Below are 17,190 nucleotides of genomic sequence, written 5' to 3'. Positions count from 1 at the left end.
GTATCTTGAATATCTTCATTTATTTATCTTTTTCTCCCTCTGGGTGGTGTTCATTCTTGTTGCTCCTTATTGACAATGGGTTTTGATGCCATTTTTGGTGTTTTTCTTTTTTGCCAATGTATTTTCTCGATAATATGTTATTTTTTATTCTCAATTTTATTTCTTGCCTATGTAATTCCACTCCTGTGACAGTTGGGGTGCGGAATGTGGGCTAAAATTAGATAACGAAATCAAGTCATAGGGGGAATTTTAAGACTTGTGTGTACACCGTAGGGGGTAATTTAACTTGTGTGTACACCATAGCTTTGTCAAGGAGAAGGGGCTGATGATGTATTTCATTTAAGTGCATACCGCTATATCAGGAAGGGACAGAGAATTACTTATGTTGTATGATAAAGGTTATACAGTCATCTGCCACAGATTATGATCTGCTGTTTAAACCCGGATTGTTCCCAACCTATCAACCCTGATGATCACAAGTTCTGTCAATCTTGCAGAACCCCGTTAATAGCATTATTAATCAATCGCTTTCGAGTATTGCGGGTGCTTTCTGCTGAAGGTGGTTTTGGGAGAACCTATTTAGCGGAAGATAGCCAGAAACTCAATGAACCTTGTGTAATCAAGCAACTTGCTCCTAAACAGTCAGGAACTTACGCTTTAAAAAAAGCTACAGAATTATTTATTGAAGAAGCTAAACGTTTACAAGATTTAGGAGAACACCCACAAATACCAACGCTGTTTGCTTATTTTGAAGATAATGGGTTTCTCTATTTGGTACAACAGTTTATTAAAGGGGAAAATTTATTAGATGAATTAGCACAAAAGGGAAAATACAAGGAAACCCAAATTCGGGAATTATTACTAGATTTATTACCATCTTTAAAGTTTATTCATGAACGTAATATTATTCATCGGGATATTAAACCACAGAATATCATGCGCCGAGCCAGTGATGGGAAGTTGGTATTAATTGATTTTGGGGCATCGAAACAATTAACTACCACAGTTCACACCCAAATAGGAACACAAATAGGTTCTTATGGGTATAGTCCATTGGAACAAATACAAGGTGGTGAAGCTTATCCAGCCAGTGATTTATTTGCTTTAGGTGCAACTTGTTTTCATTTATTAACAGGGGTTGATCCTTTTAATTTATGGACAATAAATGGTTTTAGTTGGGTGAATAATTGGCGACAATATTTATCTGGTTCTGTGAGTCAGGAATTGGGGCAAGTTTTAGATAAGTTGTTGAAAGTTGATATTCAAAAACGTTATCAATCTGCGGATGAGGTCATCAAAGATTTAGAAATTTCTCCTACATTTGTTGTATCTCCAGGGGGAAATAAAAATCAATCTTTGGGAAATTATCCAACTAGAATCAATCGTCGCGGTTTTATCTATGGAGGATTATTTTTAGGTGGTGTAACTGTCGCATTTGTGGGACAAAATTTATTTTCTGGGAAGCAAAATCAAACTTCAATTTCAGATACACCAACACCTGAAAATATACCAACTCCTGAAAATACACCAACTCCTGAAAATACAACAACTCCTAAAAATACAACTTCTACAAATAACCTGAAAACCTTTAGTTTTGAAGTTGTCCGTACCAACGCATCAGGAAATATTATCAACCGACGTAATGAAAGTGCAAAATATTTCACAGAAGACTTAGGAAATGGTGTGACATTGGAAATGCTGGAAATCCCAGGCGGAACATTTATCATGGGTTCACCGGAAAACGAAGCAGGTTGGCTTTTAGACGAAGGTCCCCAACATCAAGTTACTGTTCCTAGTTTCTTCATGGCAAAATATGAATTGACACAGGCACAATATCAAGCTATCACGGGTAGTAACCCTTCTCGATTCAAAGGCAATAATCGCCCAGTGGAAAGAGTCAGTTGGAATAATGCAGTTACTTTTTGTCAAAGGTTAAGCCAGAAGACAGGAAAAAACTACAGATTACCCAGTGAAGCTGAATGGGAGTATGCTTGTAGAGCCGGAACTACCACACCGTTTTATTTTGGTGAAAGTATTAACCCAGAATTGGTAAACTATAATGGTAATTACACTTATGGTTCTGCGCCAAAAGGACAGTATCGTCAACAAACCACAGATGTAGGTTCTTTTCCCCCTAACGCTTTTGGTTTGTACGATATGCACGGTAATGTATGGGAGTGGTGTTTGGATGACTATATAGGTAATTATAGTGATGTATCTAAAGACGGCAATGATTTGACAGGACAAAGCGGTTTAAAGCTGCTGCGGGGCGGTTTTTGGGTCAACATTCCTCAGTATTGCCGTTCTGCGTCTCGCAACAGCTACACTATGGACGAGCGCGGCAACCTCAACTACCTTATTGGTTTTCGTGTTGTCTGCACCGTTGGGAGGACTTAGTAGCCCTTTACACTCTTGCTCTTTTGCCCTTTTCCCTTCTTTCTCTTTTCCCTTCTTAACCCCTGCCGTTAGGCGGAAAAATAAAATTTTTTCTTTCGACAATAAAGCCGATTGTGGTGTCCTTGCTTAGGATAGCACACATTTTTTAAATTGTCAGAATCAGGATATCCAGGATTTTAGGATTTTCAGGATGTTATTGATAAATTGCTGGTTTTCCTTTGCGTCTTTGCGTGAAAATGAATATTCAATATTGTCAGAATCAGGATATCCAGGATTTTAGGATTTTCAGGATGTTATTGATAAATTGCTGGTTTTCCTTTGCGTCTTTGCTGCTTTGCATCTTTCTTTGCGCGAAACTGAATATTGTCTGAATCAGGATTTTTGTCATGTCCATATTCCTATCCCTAAATTAGTTTAAATGAATTAAGTATTTATAATTTGTATTTTGAAAATTTTATGTTGAAAATCGTATATATTAACATTAATCATAAACTCTTAAACCATAAAAACACAACTCAAACAAACATCCTGAAAATCCTTAAATCCTGGACATCCTGATTCTGACAATTTAATTTTATAATCTTATGAGTTTTGACAACGTTTGTAAATTACTAGCAGAAAAATATCCCTTTGATTTTGCTAAATGGTTGCTTCCCCAAGCACCAAAAACGATCAAAGTCTTAAAAACCGAATTGAGTATAGAACCAATTCGCGCTGATTTTGTCACCTTCTTACAAACAGAAAATCGGATTTTACATATTGAATTTCAAACCAACCCACAATCTAAACCTCCAATTCCTTTTAGAGAGTTAGACTATTCAGTGAGATTAATCCGTACATATCAAGTTCCTGTTACTCAAGTCGTGATTTTCTTACAAGAAACAAATGATCCAATTGTTTTCACTGAAGAATATGTTAACGAAACAACACGACACCGTTATCGTGTAATCAGAATGTGGGAACAAGATTCAGCCTTATTTCTCAATAATCTGGCATTATTGCCATTAGCACCATTAACACAGACAAATTCACCCCAAGGTTTATTATCTCAGGTTTCCCAGAATGTTGCTAAAATTGCAGATAGGGAGACTAAACAGGATATTGCAGCTTACACAGAGATTTTAGCAGGTTTGCGATTTGAGAAAGACTTTATTCGTCAATTGTTAAGTGAGGATATTATGCAAGAATCAGTCATTTATCAGGATATTTTCCAAAAGGGCGAAAGAAAGGGAGAACAAAAGGGAGAACAAAAAGGAGAACTTAAATTTTGTTTGTTTTTACTTAATCAACGGTTTGGTGAACTTGATTCTTTAATAATTGAAAGAGTCAAAGGTTTACCTGTAGAACAGTTAGAAAATCTAGGTGCGGCGTTGTTTAATATTTCGGAAGTTGCTGATTTAGTCACTTGGTTAAATCAACAAGATCATCAGAACTAATAATTTGTGGGGTTGGGTTTTGCAACCCAACCTACTTGATAATTATAAATTTTTCATTAAAGCTACTAAAATTTTCATTAAAGTTTCTAAATCATTGGGTACACGATAAAGGTTTAGATCTTGAGTAATTTGTTTTGATTCACGATGTAAAATTACAAATTGCCAAATATTACCAATAGAAACTGCACCATAGAGGATAGGATGATCAATAATAGACCAATTATCAAAGGCAATTAATTCTACAGCTAATTGGACAATTCCTCTTTCTAAATCGGCATTTTTAGCTTCAATAACTAATAATTGATTGTCAGCTTTAATATAATAATCAACAACTCCTTTTAATTGATTATTGATATTCAACCCATACTCTACTTTAACTTTAGCATGGGTATAGTGAATTAGTTCCATAATTACAGGAGCAATTAAAAATTCTCTCCTGGCGGTTTCACTGGTTAAACTAATATAGGGTAAACTTTCTTCAATACGATTTTTTAGGTCTGTTAATCTTTCTAAGTTTTGTTGAGTTGTGGGTAAGGTAAGAGATTGTGATTGAAAGCTATAGCCAAAATATTCTATAATTTCATCTGGTTCATAATTCAATTTGAAATAATCAGCAAAGGTGTAGGATTGATTAGAATCAATTATTGGTGTTTTTCCCATAATTATTTTTTCACTACTGTTAGGTTAATATACAAATATTTATTTGGATCAAGACTCCACCAAATTAAAGCACAAGTATCTAAAATAACAGTCATATTTCGCCCCATTCTTCAGTTGTGGGTGTGGTGATATCTTCAAAATATTAAATTTTACCACGTAGGGAGCTAAATAATTCTGCTGTTGAACTTTTCACACCAATATTTTCCGGTTTTGTAATTTCTATAGAGGTGATCAAAACTTGACTTTCTAAGATATTTTTAGGAATTTCAGCTAACTCGACTTTGCTATTTTTGTAGATTCCTTTCACAGTTTGTAACATAATAGACATCTCCGAAAATTAAATATGCGTGACATGAAACCTCTGTAGAGACGTTCCATGGAACGTCTCTACAATCTTTACCGGAGATGTCTAATGAATTATCTCCTTTGTTAGCGTTGTTTATATTATAACTGCTTATATTATATTCCTCTGTGTTCTCTGTGCCTCTGTGGTTCATTTAATTATTTTTTATACAAAACAAGAAAGCGGAAAAGCGGGCAAGATGCCCGCACCACAAGATAGAGAATCTTAAAGGCTGTGTTTGTTAACCTACATTAGCAACATAAGGACTGGTCAACTTATCCAATTGCTGAGTTAATAGACTGAGGAACAAACCCACATCTGTCACCACACCGACAGATTCTATTGAACCGCGATCGCTCAATTTTGTCACCACAGCCGGATTAATATCCACACAAACCATTTTCACACCAGCCGGAGTCATATTTCCCACCCCAATAGAATGCAGCATAGAAGACAGCATGAGAATCATGTCTGCACCTTGGATGATTTGGGAATATTCCTGTTGTGCTAGAATCAAGTTCATTTGGGTATCGGGTAAAGGACCATCATCCCGAATTGAACCAGCGAGGGAAAAGGGAATGTTATTTTTCACACATTCATACATCACCCCACTTTTCACCACTCCTGCTTCCACAGCTTTAGCAATGCTACCAAAACGGCGGATAGTATTAATTACTTTTAAATGATGTCTGTGTCCACCCCGCACAGCCACACCCCGCTTCATATCCACACCCAGGGAAGTTCCCAGCAGGTTTTGTTCCATGTCATGAACAGCGATCGCATTTCCGCCCAAAAGACCCTGTACATAGCCTTCTCGAACTAAGCGACAGAGATGTTCACCCCCACCTGTATGAATCACCACAGGACCTGCTGTGACAACTACTTTACCGCCGCTATCCTTAATTTTACGTAATTCCCAAGCCACTTGTTCCACAACTAATTCCACCCGTTTTTCGCTGGAAACACCGGAAGACATGAAGCTGAATTCTTGAGAATTGCGTTGTTCGCGTGATTCGGCTTTGCGGACGGTGCGAATACCCAATACATCCACAACTACTTTGTCGCCGATTTCTAAATCACGGAGGAGTTTGCATTTTGCTACTATACCATTAGCAGTTGTGGAAATAGCGATCGCCCCATCCATGCGTTGATTTTGCACCTTCAGCCATTCTCCATTTACCCGAATTTCAGTAGGATAAATCGTGCTGACATAGAAATCATCAGGAGCAACACCCGCTTGGATAACAGGTTCTAATCTAGAATCGCGCTCATCTTGGGGTAAATCAACCGCACCCAAATCAATCAACTGCGAGATAATTTCTTCCATCACTTCGTGAGATGGTGCAGATACCCTCACCTCAGCCGCAGATGTACTTTGACGTTGTTCTCCCAAGTTGAATTTGAGAACTTGGAAACTTCCCCCCATTTCCACAATTAAATCTAAAGCGCGGTTAATCAAACCTGCATCTAGCAAGTGTCCTTCCATGCGAATGATACGACTCTCTACAGATACATTAGCGTGAATTTCCTCGCCAATAGGTTCTGTCACCCGCAAAGTCAAGCATTTAGCCGCCCCACCAGCTTTGAGAAATTCCGTTAACGGGGTTTCAATAACTTGAAAACCAACTTCAGCCAAACGTGATTTTAAACCATCACTAGCTTTGTTCATAATCACGATGCTATCAACATTCACCGCATTACAAGCAAAGTTAACAGCATCAGCTTCTTCAATTGCTATCCGCTTTTCCGGTGCGACGCGCATTTCAATCACGCGGTTAGAGTAGGAATCAAACGCGCCAGGATAATACAGCAAATAACCATTTGCCAAAGGACAAAAGCAGGTATCCAGGTGATAAAAACGCTCATCCATCAACCGCAGAGAAATCACCTCAATGTCCAGCCATTTAGCCAGGTAGGGGTGAGAATCTAATTCTGACCGAAAACCATATCCAGCCCATAACCACCGCCCTTCCCGGTCTAGGAGTGCGTCACCAGCACCTTCAAAGGGGAGATCTTTAGGAAGAGTGTATACATTATATCCATTATTTTCAAACCACTGTTGAAAATACGGTTCTTCACCTTGGCGTTCTTTATGTAGGAAGCGGCTGAGAACAACGTTCTCACCAAGGACTAAACCCGCGTTAGCACTGAATACCATATCAGGCCAACCTTTTTGGGGAGGCACTAAATCAACAATGGCATGATCTTTAATTACATGGTATAATTTATTCCATTGTTCTACGGCGCGATCGCGTGATGACTTATGAATATTCCCTTCCATCCAAGGATTAATCACATAATCCACATCATAATGGTCAGGAGCGCACATCAAAAAACGAATTTGGGAAACCATAAAAATTTTACGAACTTCTAAAATGCTACTAATGTCTTCTGGATACAGAGTTTTGGTGATCCAATTCTGTCAAATCTGCTACTTAACCTCTACCTTCTGCTCTTGGTAGGCTTTACAAGGATATCGTTATTATTCTATTACTGCTAGGGACAATGTGAGCGGTAGGAGGGAAAAGGTTGTATTTGAATGCAATATTAACTTGTTAATTGATGGGTGACTCTGATTGTTGGCTGAACTTGCTCTACAATAATTAAATTATGGAGTTTTCTCCTATGCCCCCTATCCTAAAAGCCGTCTATCGTAACGGCATATTCACTTTGGAAACAGCCTGTAATTTACCTGAAGGTTCTGAGTTGACACTCCCCGGTCTAAAGACACGGGGATTCTTAATCGAATAATTGCAAACACAACTGCTCGAATAATATCCGCTTTTCAGGTATTACCTTAGATGTACGGTTCCCCGCCTGATGCCGTTTGCCATTTCTGGCGGCATCGTTGCATAAAAGGGCGTTACTTTCTCCCAGTCCAGGAGTAGGCACTAACGATTGGTGCGTCGGCTTTTTACGTCTGTTGCTGACGAATTTCAAATTAGCTCTTCGTAAAATTGTCCGAGAAGCCTGAGTATCAGCATGGTCAATATGACCACAATGTTCACAAATGAACTTTTCGCCATCTCTATTAGCTTTACTAATATGATGACAAGCCGAACATTCTTGAGAAGTAAATTTAGAATTAACGGATAATACTGGCTTACCAGACTTCAATGCCAGCCAAGCAATCTTAGAAAATAATTCGCCCCAACTGGCATCAGAAATAGAGCGATTTAATCCACGTTTTGCAGATTGACCATTAGCCATAAATCGTCCTTGCTGCCTTTTGGGTTTGCAGCGGGACTTCATAGCCTTAACATTTAGATCCTCTTGGACAATTGCCTCAGCGGTGTTAACAACTTTATTGGCTGCTTTCCATTGATGATCATTTCGCTTATCTGCAATCTTTTTATGTAGCTTGGCAACTATTTTCCCGGCTTTTTTGCGATTATTAGAACCCTTGATTTTGCGGTTAACTCGGCGCTGTCTGATTCTTAATTGACGGCGGACTTTTTTATTAGTTGCAAATTGAGGATTTTCAATAAACGAACCATCCGACAAAGAAATTAATTTATTAATTCCTACATCAATACCTACTGCTGATTTGACGGTTTCAATTTCTGTAACTTCAGGTAGGGATTCAGGTAACTCGAGTAATACACTCATGTACCATCCGTCAGCTTCTTTAATCACTGTCACCGTTCTAATATCAGCATCTATTGGAATAGTACGACTATCAAAATAGCGCATAGTCCCCAGTCCAGGAAAGTAGGCATGGGAATAGCATCGGGGCTGATTAGATTCACGATTAACAGTTAATTTTACTTGTCCTGGCTTGAATTGAAATGTTTTAAAGTTGGCTGCTTTACGAAACGCAGGGAAACCCCTTTTGTGTTGAAAAAATCCGTTATAAGCAATATCTAATTTAGCTAAATTGCCTTGTAAAACATCTGAATTAATTCGGCTATACCATTCAGACTCAGAACGTAGTTCAGTTGTTCTCTTGCCTTGAATATCAGTCGCACTACCCCAGGTTAAACCATGCTTCTTACTATTTTTTGTTAACCCAGAGGACATTACACCATGCTTAACGACGGGGCAGGTCAAAGGGCAATAAGAGCCATATTCAATACGAGTATCTAAGTCTGAAAATGCACCATATTGGTAAATTACTGACTCGTCTGATTTCTGGTTATTAGTTTCAAATCCGCGCTGACGTTCTGCCAAACAATAATTTCTGTGTTTCCGTAAAGTAACAAGCCACTCAGACATTAAGGCTTGTTGCCCAATATTCGGTTGTAGCTTGAATCTCCAGCGTATTTGCACAGGTTTATTTTGTTGATGTGATTGACGATATAACTATTATATGGCAGTATTACAGTAATGTCAACCCAATATTGTATATGAAGAAAAAACCTCTAGCGGTGTACCTAGATGAAACTGAAAGAAAGAAACTTGAGGATATCGCCCAAGGTTGGGGAATGAGTCTTTCGTCAGCCTTAAAAAGATTAGTTAGAGAGAAATAAAATGTTGAAAAGATTTAATGACCCGCATCATGATCGAGAATATTGGAAGCGGTTAAAACCGCACGGGTAGGCTTTCCCCCGCGCTCTAAAGAGACGCGGCTCCCAGCCTTCCCGCGATCCCCTGGTGGCGTGGAATAGACGTTGACCTTTGTGCAGCCCGATTGATATAAATAGTATGGCTACCACCTTCTCTTAAAAACTCACAACTATTGGCTTCAAGATGACGAATTAAGTCTAGACGCTTCATGCAACTGATAAAAAAATAGGTTCACGAATAACGTCCTGATCTTGAAGTAGTTCCTCTGTTAAAAAGCGGTTAGCTTCAAGTACCAACTCAATAGCCTCCTCCAGATTAACTCTTGCTTCATCAAGAGTATCAGCTTGAGTATTTGCTCCAGGCAGTTCTTCGACAAAACCTATGTAGCCTTCAGAGACCTTCTTGAACACTTTAGTTAATTTAAAATTCATAAGAATACCCGGTAAGTGGGAAACTCAGAGTCTTTAGACCTGAGAGGGAAACGACACGAGCGGTTTTAACCGCTGTGGATATTAAAATTGAAACCAGATTTTTGATTGGAATCTGGAAACCAACTCCCATTTCTGGGGTAATGTTAGCCGATGCCTACGGCACGCTGCGCGAACGACCTGTTATAAGAGCTTGCTTGAGCTTGCAACACTGTTCCAGTGACCTTAGAACTGTTTAATCACAAGCGACAGAGCAGGGAACTGGCAACGCATTCGGTGGGTGTCGTGACTCAAATAACGGCTACCATGAGAGTAGACTCAGGGTGGTCTGGTCAGTACGGCTTGCTTGATTATTCTTGCAAGCCCAGTCCCTTTAGGGCTGGGTTACTGACAGTTACACTTTATATATGTTTTCAATAAGTATACCACCAAAATTGGGGCAAGAATTGCAGCAAAACGGCTATTTACAGATCGCAGTTTATTAATCCAACCTACAAGCGATTCCTGCGGAGCGCTAGTTCCCTCCGGGACGCTTTGCGAACGCTATCGCACTTTATTAGGGAACACCAAAAAATAAATTACCCAATTTTGTGGGATGGGCATCCTGCCCGTCTGAAAGATCAAGTTCTCTTCTTGTGACATTGTAAACGACATATTTATTCTTCATATGTGTGTAACCAAATCACTATATACCCAACAAGAAAATGTTCACAACTGGCGCATTGAGTGAATACCAAAAGATTGATGAGAGATGATCGCTTCACAATTATATAAGTAGTGAGACAGAATTAGTTACACAATGTCATTGCAAATGGAACGAAGTGAAATGAAGCAATCGCAAGGGTTGTGATTGCTTCCCTTCGCTCGCAATGACTGTAAATATTTTTGTCCAATTACTTATCTTACGCAATTCTGCGGACTGCTTCAATGGTCAGATGATTGTAACTTAATACCCAAAACCTGAGTGTAAGCACCTCTAGCTTGCGTTACACCAATTGTCCGCTGTGCTGATTCTATCATCGGACGGCGCAAACTCACAACTATAAACTGTGCCTGTTGAGCCTGTTGTTTAATCATTCTCGCTAATCGTTCCACATTTGACCCATCTAGAAACATATCCACTTCATCAAAGGCGTAAAATGGAGAAGGACGATAACGTTGTAGGGAGAATATAAAACTTAATGCAGTTAAGGATTTCTCTCCCCCAGACATGGAAGCTAAACGTTGGACGGGTTTACCTTTGGGGTGTGCGACTAGGTTTAAGCCACTGTTAAAGGGGTCTTCAGGATTATCTAGTTGTAAATAACCGTCACCATCGGAAAGGACAGCAAAGATTGATTGGAAATTCTCATTTACTGCGTCGAAGGCTTCTTTAAACGCCTTTTGACGGAGGGTGGTAAAGTTTTCAATTCTTAATAATAATTCTGTCCGTTCACCTTCCAAAGTCTCTAATTTTCCGGTGAGTTCTTGAAGACGACCTTGGACTTTATCGAATTCTTCCAAAGCTAACATATTCACAGGTTCCATTGCCTGTAAACGTTTACCTAAACTCCGCAATTCTTTTTGTAAGTCCTCTAAATCAACTTTATTGGGAACTTCTGGTAAAGGACTGGGTAATTCTGCACCTAAATCTCGTAATTGGTTTTGCAGTGCTGTTAAATCTTCCCGGCGTTTTTGTTGAGTTTCTTGCAGTTTCTCAATTTCCCATTGTAATTGTTGTTGACGCAATAAGAGCGATCGCAATTCGGTTTCTGCTGTATCTCGGTTCTTTTTCTCTTCCCCTAAATTCTCTTCTAATTGACCCAATTTAGCCTGAATTGAGGTAATTAAATGATTCAATTCTTCAACTTGACTATTAACTGTTGCTTGTTGCTGTTTTCCTGTGGTTTCTTCTTGCTGATATTGAATAACTCTGGTTTGGGATTCTTCTATTTTTTCTTGTAACCGTTGTTGTTGATTTTCTAAGTTTTTTAATTGTTGTTGAACATCTCGCAGTGCTGTTTCCCGTTGTTGTAATTCCTGTTCTTGGGTTTTAATGATAGCTTGGATTTGTTGCCATTCGTTGGGGGTTTGGGAAGATTCCAACTCAGCTAGGGTATGTCTCAATTGTTGGAGTTGAGTTTCTTGTTCTGGTAATTCTCGATTTAAAACTTCTAACCGGGATTGTGCAGATGTGAATTTTTCCGTATTTTGGGAAAGTTGAGAACGAGTATTTTCTAACTGCGTTGTTAAAATCTTAATATCTTTCTTTAACTGTTCTAAATATAATTGTTGTTCCCTGCGGACTTGACGTGCTTCTGTTAATTCTAGGGTGAGGGTTTTAGTGCGAGTTGCTAAAGTAGAAATTGCTTCTCCACAACGTTCTAAAATCCGATCAATATCCATTAAGCGAGATTTCAAATTAGCGACTTCTTGAGATTCTCCAGCTTCGCCATTATCAAACCGCAAAGATGAACGTTGATTACCGCTGCCACCAGTCATTGCGCCGCTTGTTTCCAATAATTCCCCTTGTAAAGTGACTATCCGATATAGTCCCATGTTTTTCCGAGCTTGGGCAAGAGTCGCAAATACTACCGTTGCACCAAAAACATAGGCAAATACATCATGATAACGGCGATCGCATTCTACCAAATCTACCGCATAACTGACAAACCCATCAGCTAACCGCAGAGTTGCATCTTGGGTAAATCTAGGGACTTTAATCTTATTTAAAGGTAAAAAAGTTGCCCTTCCCGCCCGTTTTTGTTTTAATAGTTCAATACCCGCAGATGCCACGCTATCATCTTCAACCACAATATGCCCTAAACGTCCACCAGCAGCCATTTCCAATGCTAATTGATGTTTAGGTTCAACCTTGCCCAATTGCACCACCAAACCGCACAAACCGGGCATTTCTGACTGTAAAATTACTTTACTGGCTTGTGTTCCTTGGATTTCCTGTTGCGCTTGGGTCTGTGCCTCTAATTTATCTAATTGACGTTGTTTGTCCCGTTGTTCTTGTAAAAGTCGTTTTTGGGTATCTTGTTGAATTTGTAACTCTTGTTCTGTCGCAGCGAGATTTTCAGCTAAATTCTGAATAGGTTGGGTAGAAGCATTAAATTCCGTTTCCAAACGCCCACATTCAGCTTGTTTTGCGGTTAATTCCGGTTCTAAAGTTGCAATTAATTGAGATTGTTCAGAAATCAATTGTTGTAATTGAGTATTCCGTTCCTGTAATTGTGCTTGTTCAGTGCGTTGGGGTTCAAGAGTATGCAACAAAGATTCAATTTGCCGATTCAAAGCTGTTTGTTGTTGTACCCAAGCTTCCGAAGCTGAGGCAATTTTCGCAGCAGCTTGACGAGAGGATTCTAAATTTTGTTGTGCAACGTCACGTTCTGATTGTAGAGATGTTACATGAAACGTCTCTACATTATGACTTTTCTTAGCTTCCTCTAAAGCAAGTTGATATTGCTGAATTTCTTGATAAGTTTGATTTAACCGCTTTGTAGATTCTTGAATAGATGTTTCTAACTCCCGTTGTTGTCGTTGGAGTTGTTTCCGTTCCGCTTCCTGAGTGGCGAGATTAGACTGAACAGCAAGAACTTCCTCCTCACCCAAAGCCTTTACACGGAGATTTAGCTGCTCTAATTCAGTAGTTTTCTGATTAATTTGAGAATTAGTTGTATTTAACTGAGTAGTAAAATCACTGAAATTGCGATCGCCCTCTTGAACTTGTGCAACCAGTTTTTCCTGCTGTGCTTGGAGAGAACGCCAAGATAACACCGCTTCCCAGGATTGTTTTTGGATAAATTCAATTCGCAATAATTGATACTTTTCCGCCTTAGCCTTATCTTGAGATAGGCGATCGCATTGTCCACTTAACTCAGTTTGAATAATCCGACAACTATCCTCCTTATCCTTCACCTCATCTAAAGTGGACTTAGCTTGGACAATTTTCCGATCATAAGTCGCCACCCCAGCCAACTCATCAATAATTTCCCGACGTTCCCGCGCATTCATGGAAATGATGCTGGTAACATCCCCTTGCAATACTACATTATAGCCTTCAGGATAAATCCGCAGTTCCTCCAAATCCTCATGTAACTCAGTCAGAGTACAAGCCACACCATTAATATAATAATTCGACGTATACCCCCCCTGCTGAGACACCCGCAACCGCCGAGTCACACTCCACTCAGAGGATTTTGGATTTTGGATTTTAGACTTTGGATTTTCTTCCCCCACTTCCCCCACTTCCCCAACTTCCCCCACTTCCCCCACTTCCCCCACTTCCCCCACTTCCCCCACTTCCCCCACTTCCCCCACTTCCCCCACTTCCCCCACTTCCCCCACCTCCTCCCTCCGCGCCTCCGCGCCTCTGCGAGAGACATCCGAAATATCAAAAGTCACAGTTACACTAGCTTCCAGCGCCGAACGCCCCTTATGTTTTTGGGCATTATTCACCAAATCCGGTAAACGTTCCGCCCGCATACCCTTAGAACTAGCCAGTCCCAAACAAAACAACAAAGCATCTAGAATATTTGACTTCCCAGAACCATTAGGACCAGATATGACGGTACACCCCGGTAACAAAGGGACAGCAGTAGTCCCACCGAAGGATTTAAAATTGGTAAGTTCAACGCGCTTGACATATACCATGAGGCACTGGTTAACTGTAAACTGGGTTAAATAACTAAGTGTACCAATTATTTATCATTTCGTGACCAAGAAAGAAGGGAAATTTGGTAACTAAATGTATGGCAACAATATATTTTAAACGAACCACAGAGACACAGAGGACACAGAGGGAAATACAAGGGGGTTGTTTACATCTGGTTTAAAATTGCTATATGTTAAGTTGCTCATAGATGTATTTATGGAAATTCAAACGCCAGATTGGGTTAAACACGCGGTTTTCTACCAAATCTTTCCTGATAGATTTGCTAGAAGTCAGCATTCCCGTCACAGCTTCTTAAATAATAGCAATTTAGAAGTCTGGGATGCACCACCTACATACCAAGGCTATAAAGGTGGTGATTTGTGGGGTGTGATAGAACAATTAGACTATATCGAAAGTTTAGACGTTTTATTTGGCAATGGGGAAATTACATGGAAGGATAACAATGTTTCTTTAACTATTCCTCCCCGTAGCGGCTTGATTTGCGTTAATCTCAAATCCCCATCACGTCTCGTTCCTAGTCTCTGACTAGGAATGCAGTTGATGAGGCTCTGCCTCTAATATCATTGAAGGCAGAGCCTTCTAGAATTCATTCCCAGTCAGAGACTGGGAACGAGTTGAAAATCCCCACCACGTCTCGTTCCTAGTCTCTGACTAGGAATGTAGTTAGTGAGGCTCTGCCTCTAATATCATTGAAGGCAGAGCCTTCTAGAATTCATTCCCAGTCAGAGACTGGGAACGAGATGAAAATCCCCACCACGTCTCGTTCCTAGTCTCTGACTAGGAATGCAGTTGGTGAGGCTCTGCCTCTAATATCATTGAAGGCAGAGCCTTCTAGAATTCATTCCCAGTCAGAGACTGGGAACGAGTTGAAAATCCCCACCACGTCTCGTTCCTAGTCTCTGACTAGGAATGCAGTTGGTGAGGCTCTGCCTCTAATATCATTGAAGGCAGAGCCTTCTAGAATTCATTCCCAGTCAGAGACTGGGAACGAGTTGAAAATCCCCACCACGTCTCGTTCCTAGTCTCTGACTAGGAATGCAGTTGGTGAGGCTCTGCCTCTAATATCATTGAAGGCAGAGCCTTCTAGAATTCATTCCCAGTCAGAGACTGGGAACGAGTTGAAAATCCCCACCACATCTCGTTCCTAGTCTCTGACTAGGAATGCAGTTGATGAGGCTCTGCCTCTAATATCATTGAAGGCAGAGCCTTCTAGAATTCATTCCCAGTCAGAGACTGGGAACGAGTTGAAAATCTCCACCACGTCTCGTTCCTAGTCTCTGACTAGGAATGCAGTTGGTGAGGCTCTGCCTCTAATATCATTGAAGGCAGAGCCTTCTAGAATTCATTCCCAGTCAGAGACTGGGAACGAGTTGAAAATCCCCACCACGTCTCGTTCCTAGTCTCTGACTAGGAATGCAGTTGGTGAGGCTCTGCCTCTAATATCATTGAAGGCAGAGCCTTCTAGAATTCATTCCCAGTCAGAGACTGGGAACGAGTTGAAAATCCCCACCACATCTCGTTCCTAGTCTCTGACTAGGAATGCAGTTGATGAGGCTCTGCCTCTAATATCATTGAAGGCAGAGCCTTCTAGAATTCATTCCCAGTCAGAGACTGGGAACGAGTTGAAAATCTCCACCACGTCTCGTTCCTAGTCTCTGACTAGGAATGCAGTTGGTGAGGCTCTGCCTCTAATATCATTGAAGGCAGAGCCTTCTAGAATTCATTCCCAGTCAGAGACTGGGAACGAGTTGAAAATCTCCACCACGTCTCGTTCCTAGTCTCTGACTAGGAATGCAGTTGGTGAGGCTCTGCCTCTAATATCATTGAAGGCAGAGCCTTCTAGAATTCATTCCCAGTCAGAGACTGGGAACGAGTTGAAAATCCCCACCACGTCTCGTTCCTAGTCTCTGACTAGGAATGCAGTTGGTGAGGCTCTGCCTCTAATATCATTGAAGGCAGAGCCTTCTAGAATTCATTCCCAGTCAGAGACTGGGAACGAGTTGATGATTGATATTTTTTTGCTACTTATGGGTAATCTAATCATAGTAGGGCTAATGCTGCTATTAAGACAACAGCAATTTTTGACACATGACTAACTCTAGTGATGATTACTTGGTTCGGCGCGGTAAGCAGATTGAGCGAAAGAAAAGAATTGTTACATATATTGGACTTATTTCATTTGGCGGTTCAATACTGTTCGGCGGGGTTAATGCCATCAAACAGTCTTGGGAAAAACCTAAGCAGGCAGTAGTTCAAACCCCTGGGAATGATTTACAGACACAGATTAAGGGTTATGAGTTAGTTTTACAACGTGAACCGAATAATCAAATGGCGCTTGAGAGATTGTCCATTATGCGGTTAAGGTCTGGGGATAATCAGGGGGGGATTGCCTTAATTGAGAAGTTAATAAAATTACATCCAGATAGAGAGGATTATCAAACTGTGCTGGCAGATATAAAGAAGAAAATGAGGGAAGAGTAAGAGCGATATCAGAATTGTTTAAGTAGGTTGGCGTTGAAAATTGTCGTTATGGCAAGGCAAAAGGCACTCATGCAAGAGGCAAGAGTGAAGAGGGTTTGGGCGATTTTACGTTTCTTTACACAGTTTGGTTTTATTGTGTTCACCTACTTATAATGTATTTAAGAGGTTGTTTGAAAAGTATCAGATGAAACCCATAATCTCCAAAAACCTAACCCCCCTGCCCCCCTTCCCTACCAGGGAATGGGGTTTTCAAAGCCTCTCCCCGCGTCGGGGAGAGGT

General features: G+C 40.3%; 10 protein-coding genes and 1 pseudogene. 5 read left to right on the top strand and 6 right to left on the bottom strand.

Going from position 1 to position 17,190, the window contains the following annotated elements; translation table 11 throughout:
• Nucleotides 1-423 precede the first annotated feature (423 nt).
• The gene (locus tag NG743_RS20000; RefSeq protein ID WP_257120756.1) at nucleotides 424-2,397 is read left to right on the top strand and encodes a bifunctional serine/threonine-protein kinase/formylglycine-generating enzyme family protein; all 1,974 of its coding nucleotides are present in this window, start codon (nucleotides 424-426) and stop codon (nucleotides 2,395-2,397) included.
• A 584-nt stretch (nucleotides 2,398-2,981) separates the two neighbouring features.
• Nucleotides 2,982-3,833 carry a DUF4351 domain-containing protein gene (locus NG743_RS19995; RefSeq protein WP_257120755.1) on the top strand — a complete coding sequence of 284 codons (852 nt, stop codon included), beginning with the start codon at nucleotides 2,982-2,984 and terminating at the stop codon, nucleotides 3,831-3,833.
• A gap of 42 nt (nucleotides 3,834-3,875) precedes the next feature.
• Here NG743_RS19995 and NG743_RS19990 read toward each other — a convergent pair whose 3' ends face one another.
• The 4 genes from NG743_RS19990 to NG743_RS19975 all read right to left on the bottom strand — a co-directional run bounded on the left by NG743_RS19990 (nucleotide 3,876) and on the right by NG743_RS19975 (nucleotide 9,051).
• Nucleotides 3,876-4,493: a hypothetical protein gene (locus NG743_RS19990; RefSeq protein ID WP_027402130.1), complete on the bottom strand. Its 618-nt coding sequence runs from the start codon at nucleotides 4,491-4,493 to the stop codon at nucleotides 3,876-3,878.
• 142 nt (nucleotides 4,494-4,635) lie between these two features.
• The gene (locus NG743_RS19985) at nucleotides 4,636-4,812 is read right to left on the bottom strand and encodes a hypothetical protein (RefSeq protein ID WP_257120754.1); all 177 of its coding nucleotides are present in this window, start codon (nucleotides 4,810-4,812) and stop codon (nucleotides 4,636-4,638) included.
• A gap of 265 nt (nucleotides 4,813-5,077) precedes the next feature.
• The gene (gene argZ, locus NG743_RS19980) at nucleotides 5,078-7,189 is read right to left on the bottom strand and encodes a bifunctional arginine dihydrolase/ornithine cyclodeaminase (protein WP_257120753.1); all 2,112 of its coding nucleotides are present in this window, start codon (nucleotides 7,187-7,189) and stop codon (nucleotides 5,078-5,080) included.
• 386 nt (nucleotides 7,190-7,575) lie between these two features.
• Entirely contained in the window at nucleotides 7,576-9,051 is a 1,476-nt protein-coding gene (locus NG743_RS19975; protein WP_257120752.1) for an RNA-guided endonuclease InsQ/TnpB family protein, read from the bottom strand.
• 131 nt (nucleotides 9,052-9,182) lie between these two features.
• Here NG743_RS19975 and NG743_RS19970 point away from each other — a divergent pair, with 131 nt between their 5' ends.
• Nucleotides 9,183-9,305 (top strand): histone H1, encoded by a 123-nt coding sequence (locus NG743_RS19970; protein ID WP_027400631.1) that lies wholly within the window; start codon nucleotides 9,183-9,185, stop codon nucleotides 9,303-9,305.
• A 243-nt stretch (nucleotides 9,306-9,548) separates the two neighbouring features.
• On the opposite strand, the gene NG743_RS19965 is transcribed toward NG743_RS19970, so the two are convergent.
• Together NG743_RS19965 and smc are read right to left on the bottom strand one after the other, a co-directional pair.
• A complete protein-coding gene (locus tag NG743_RS19965) occupies nucleotides 9,549-9,773 on the bottom strand; it encodes a type II toxin-antitoxin system HicB family antitoxin (RefSeq protein WP_027402402.1) in 225 nt (74 codons plus the stop codon).
• Between the two features lie 921 nt (nucleotides 9,774-10,694).
• On the bottom strand, nucleotides 10,695-14,408 hold the full coding sequence (smc, locus tag NG743_RS19960) for a chromosome segregation protein SMC (RefSeq protein ID WP_257120751.1): 3,714 nt from the start codon (nucleotides 14,406-14,408) through the stop codon (nucleotides 10,695-10,697).
• Between the two features lie 217 nt (nucleotides 14,409-14,625).
• Here smc and NG743_RS19955 point away from each other — a divergent pair.
• Together NG743_RS19955 and NG743_RS19950 are read left to right on the top strand one after the other, a co-directional pair.
• A pseudogene (locus tag NG743_RS19955) lies at nucleotides 14,626-14,835 on the top strand (alpha-amylase family glycosyl hydrolase); the annotation flags it as partial.
• 1,683 nt (nucleotides 14,836-16,518) lie between these two features.
• Nucleotides 16,519-16,911: a tetratricopeptide repeat protein gene (locus tag NG743_RS19950; RefSeq protein ID WP_257120750.1), complete on the top strand. Its 393-nt coding sequence runs from the start codon at nucleotides 16,519-16,521 to the stop codon at nucleotides 16,909-16,911.
• Nucleotides 16,912-17,190: the final 279 nt, after the last annotated feature.

It is taken from the genome of Dolichospermum heterosporum TAC447 (genome assembly GCF_024584745.1).
Taxonomy (GTDB): Bacteria; Cyanobacteriota; Cyanobacteriia; order Cyanobacteriales; family Nostocaceae; genus Dolichospermum; species Dolichospermum heterosporum.
The sequence above is the reverse complement of the archived record's forward strand: the minus strand, read 5'-3'. Positions and strand labels throughout refer to the sequence as shown.

Coding starts and splice junctions, on each gene's coding strand:
- NG743_RS20000 (WP_257120756.1), top strand. CDS start 424: ATGATCTGCTGTTTAAACCCGGATTGTTCCCAACCTATCAACCCTGAT.
- NG743_RS19995 (WP_257120755.1), top strand. CDS start 2,982: ATGAGTTTTGACAACGTTTGTAAATTACTAGCAGAAAAATATCCCTTT.
- NG743_RS19990 (WP_027402130.1), bottom strand. CDS start 4,493: ATGGGAAAAACACCAATAATTGATTCTAATCAATCCTACACCTTTGCT.
- NG743_RS19985 (WP_257120754.1), bottom strand. CDS start 4,812: ATGTTACAAACTGTGAAAGGAATCTACAAAAATAGCAAAGTCGAGTTA.
- argZ (WP_257120753.1), bottom strand. CDS start 7,189: ATGGTTTCCCAAATTCGTTTTTTGATGTGCGCTCCTGACCATTATGAT.
- NG743_RS19975 (WP_257120752.1), bottom strand. CDS start 9,051: ATGTCTGAGTGGCTTGTTACTTTACGGAAACACAGAAATTATTGTTTG.
- NG743_RS19970 (WP_027400631.1), top strand. CDS start 9,183: ATGAAGAAAAAACCTCTAGCGGTGTACCTAGATGAAACTGAAAGAAAG.
- NG743_RS19965 (WP_027402402.1), bottom strand. CDS start 9,773: ATGAATTTTAAATTAACTAAAGTGTTCAAGAAGGTCTCTGAAGGCTAC.
- smc (WP_257120751.1), bottom strand. CDS start 14,408: ATGGTATATGTCAAGCGCGTTGAACTTACCAATTTTAAATCCTTCGGT.
- NG743_RS19950 (WP_257120750.1), top strand. CDS start 16,519: ATGACTAACTCTAGTGATGATTACTTGGTTCGGCGCGGTAAGCAGATT.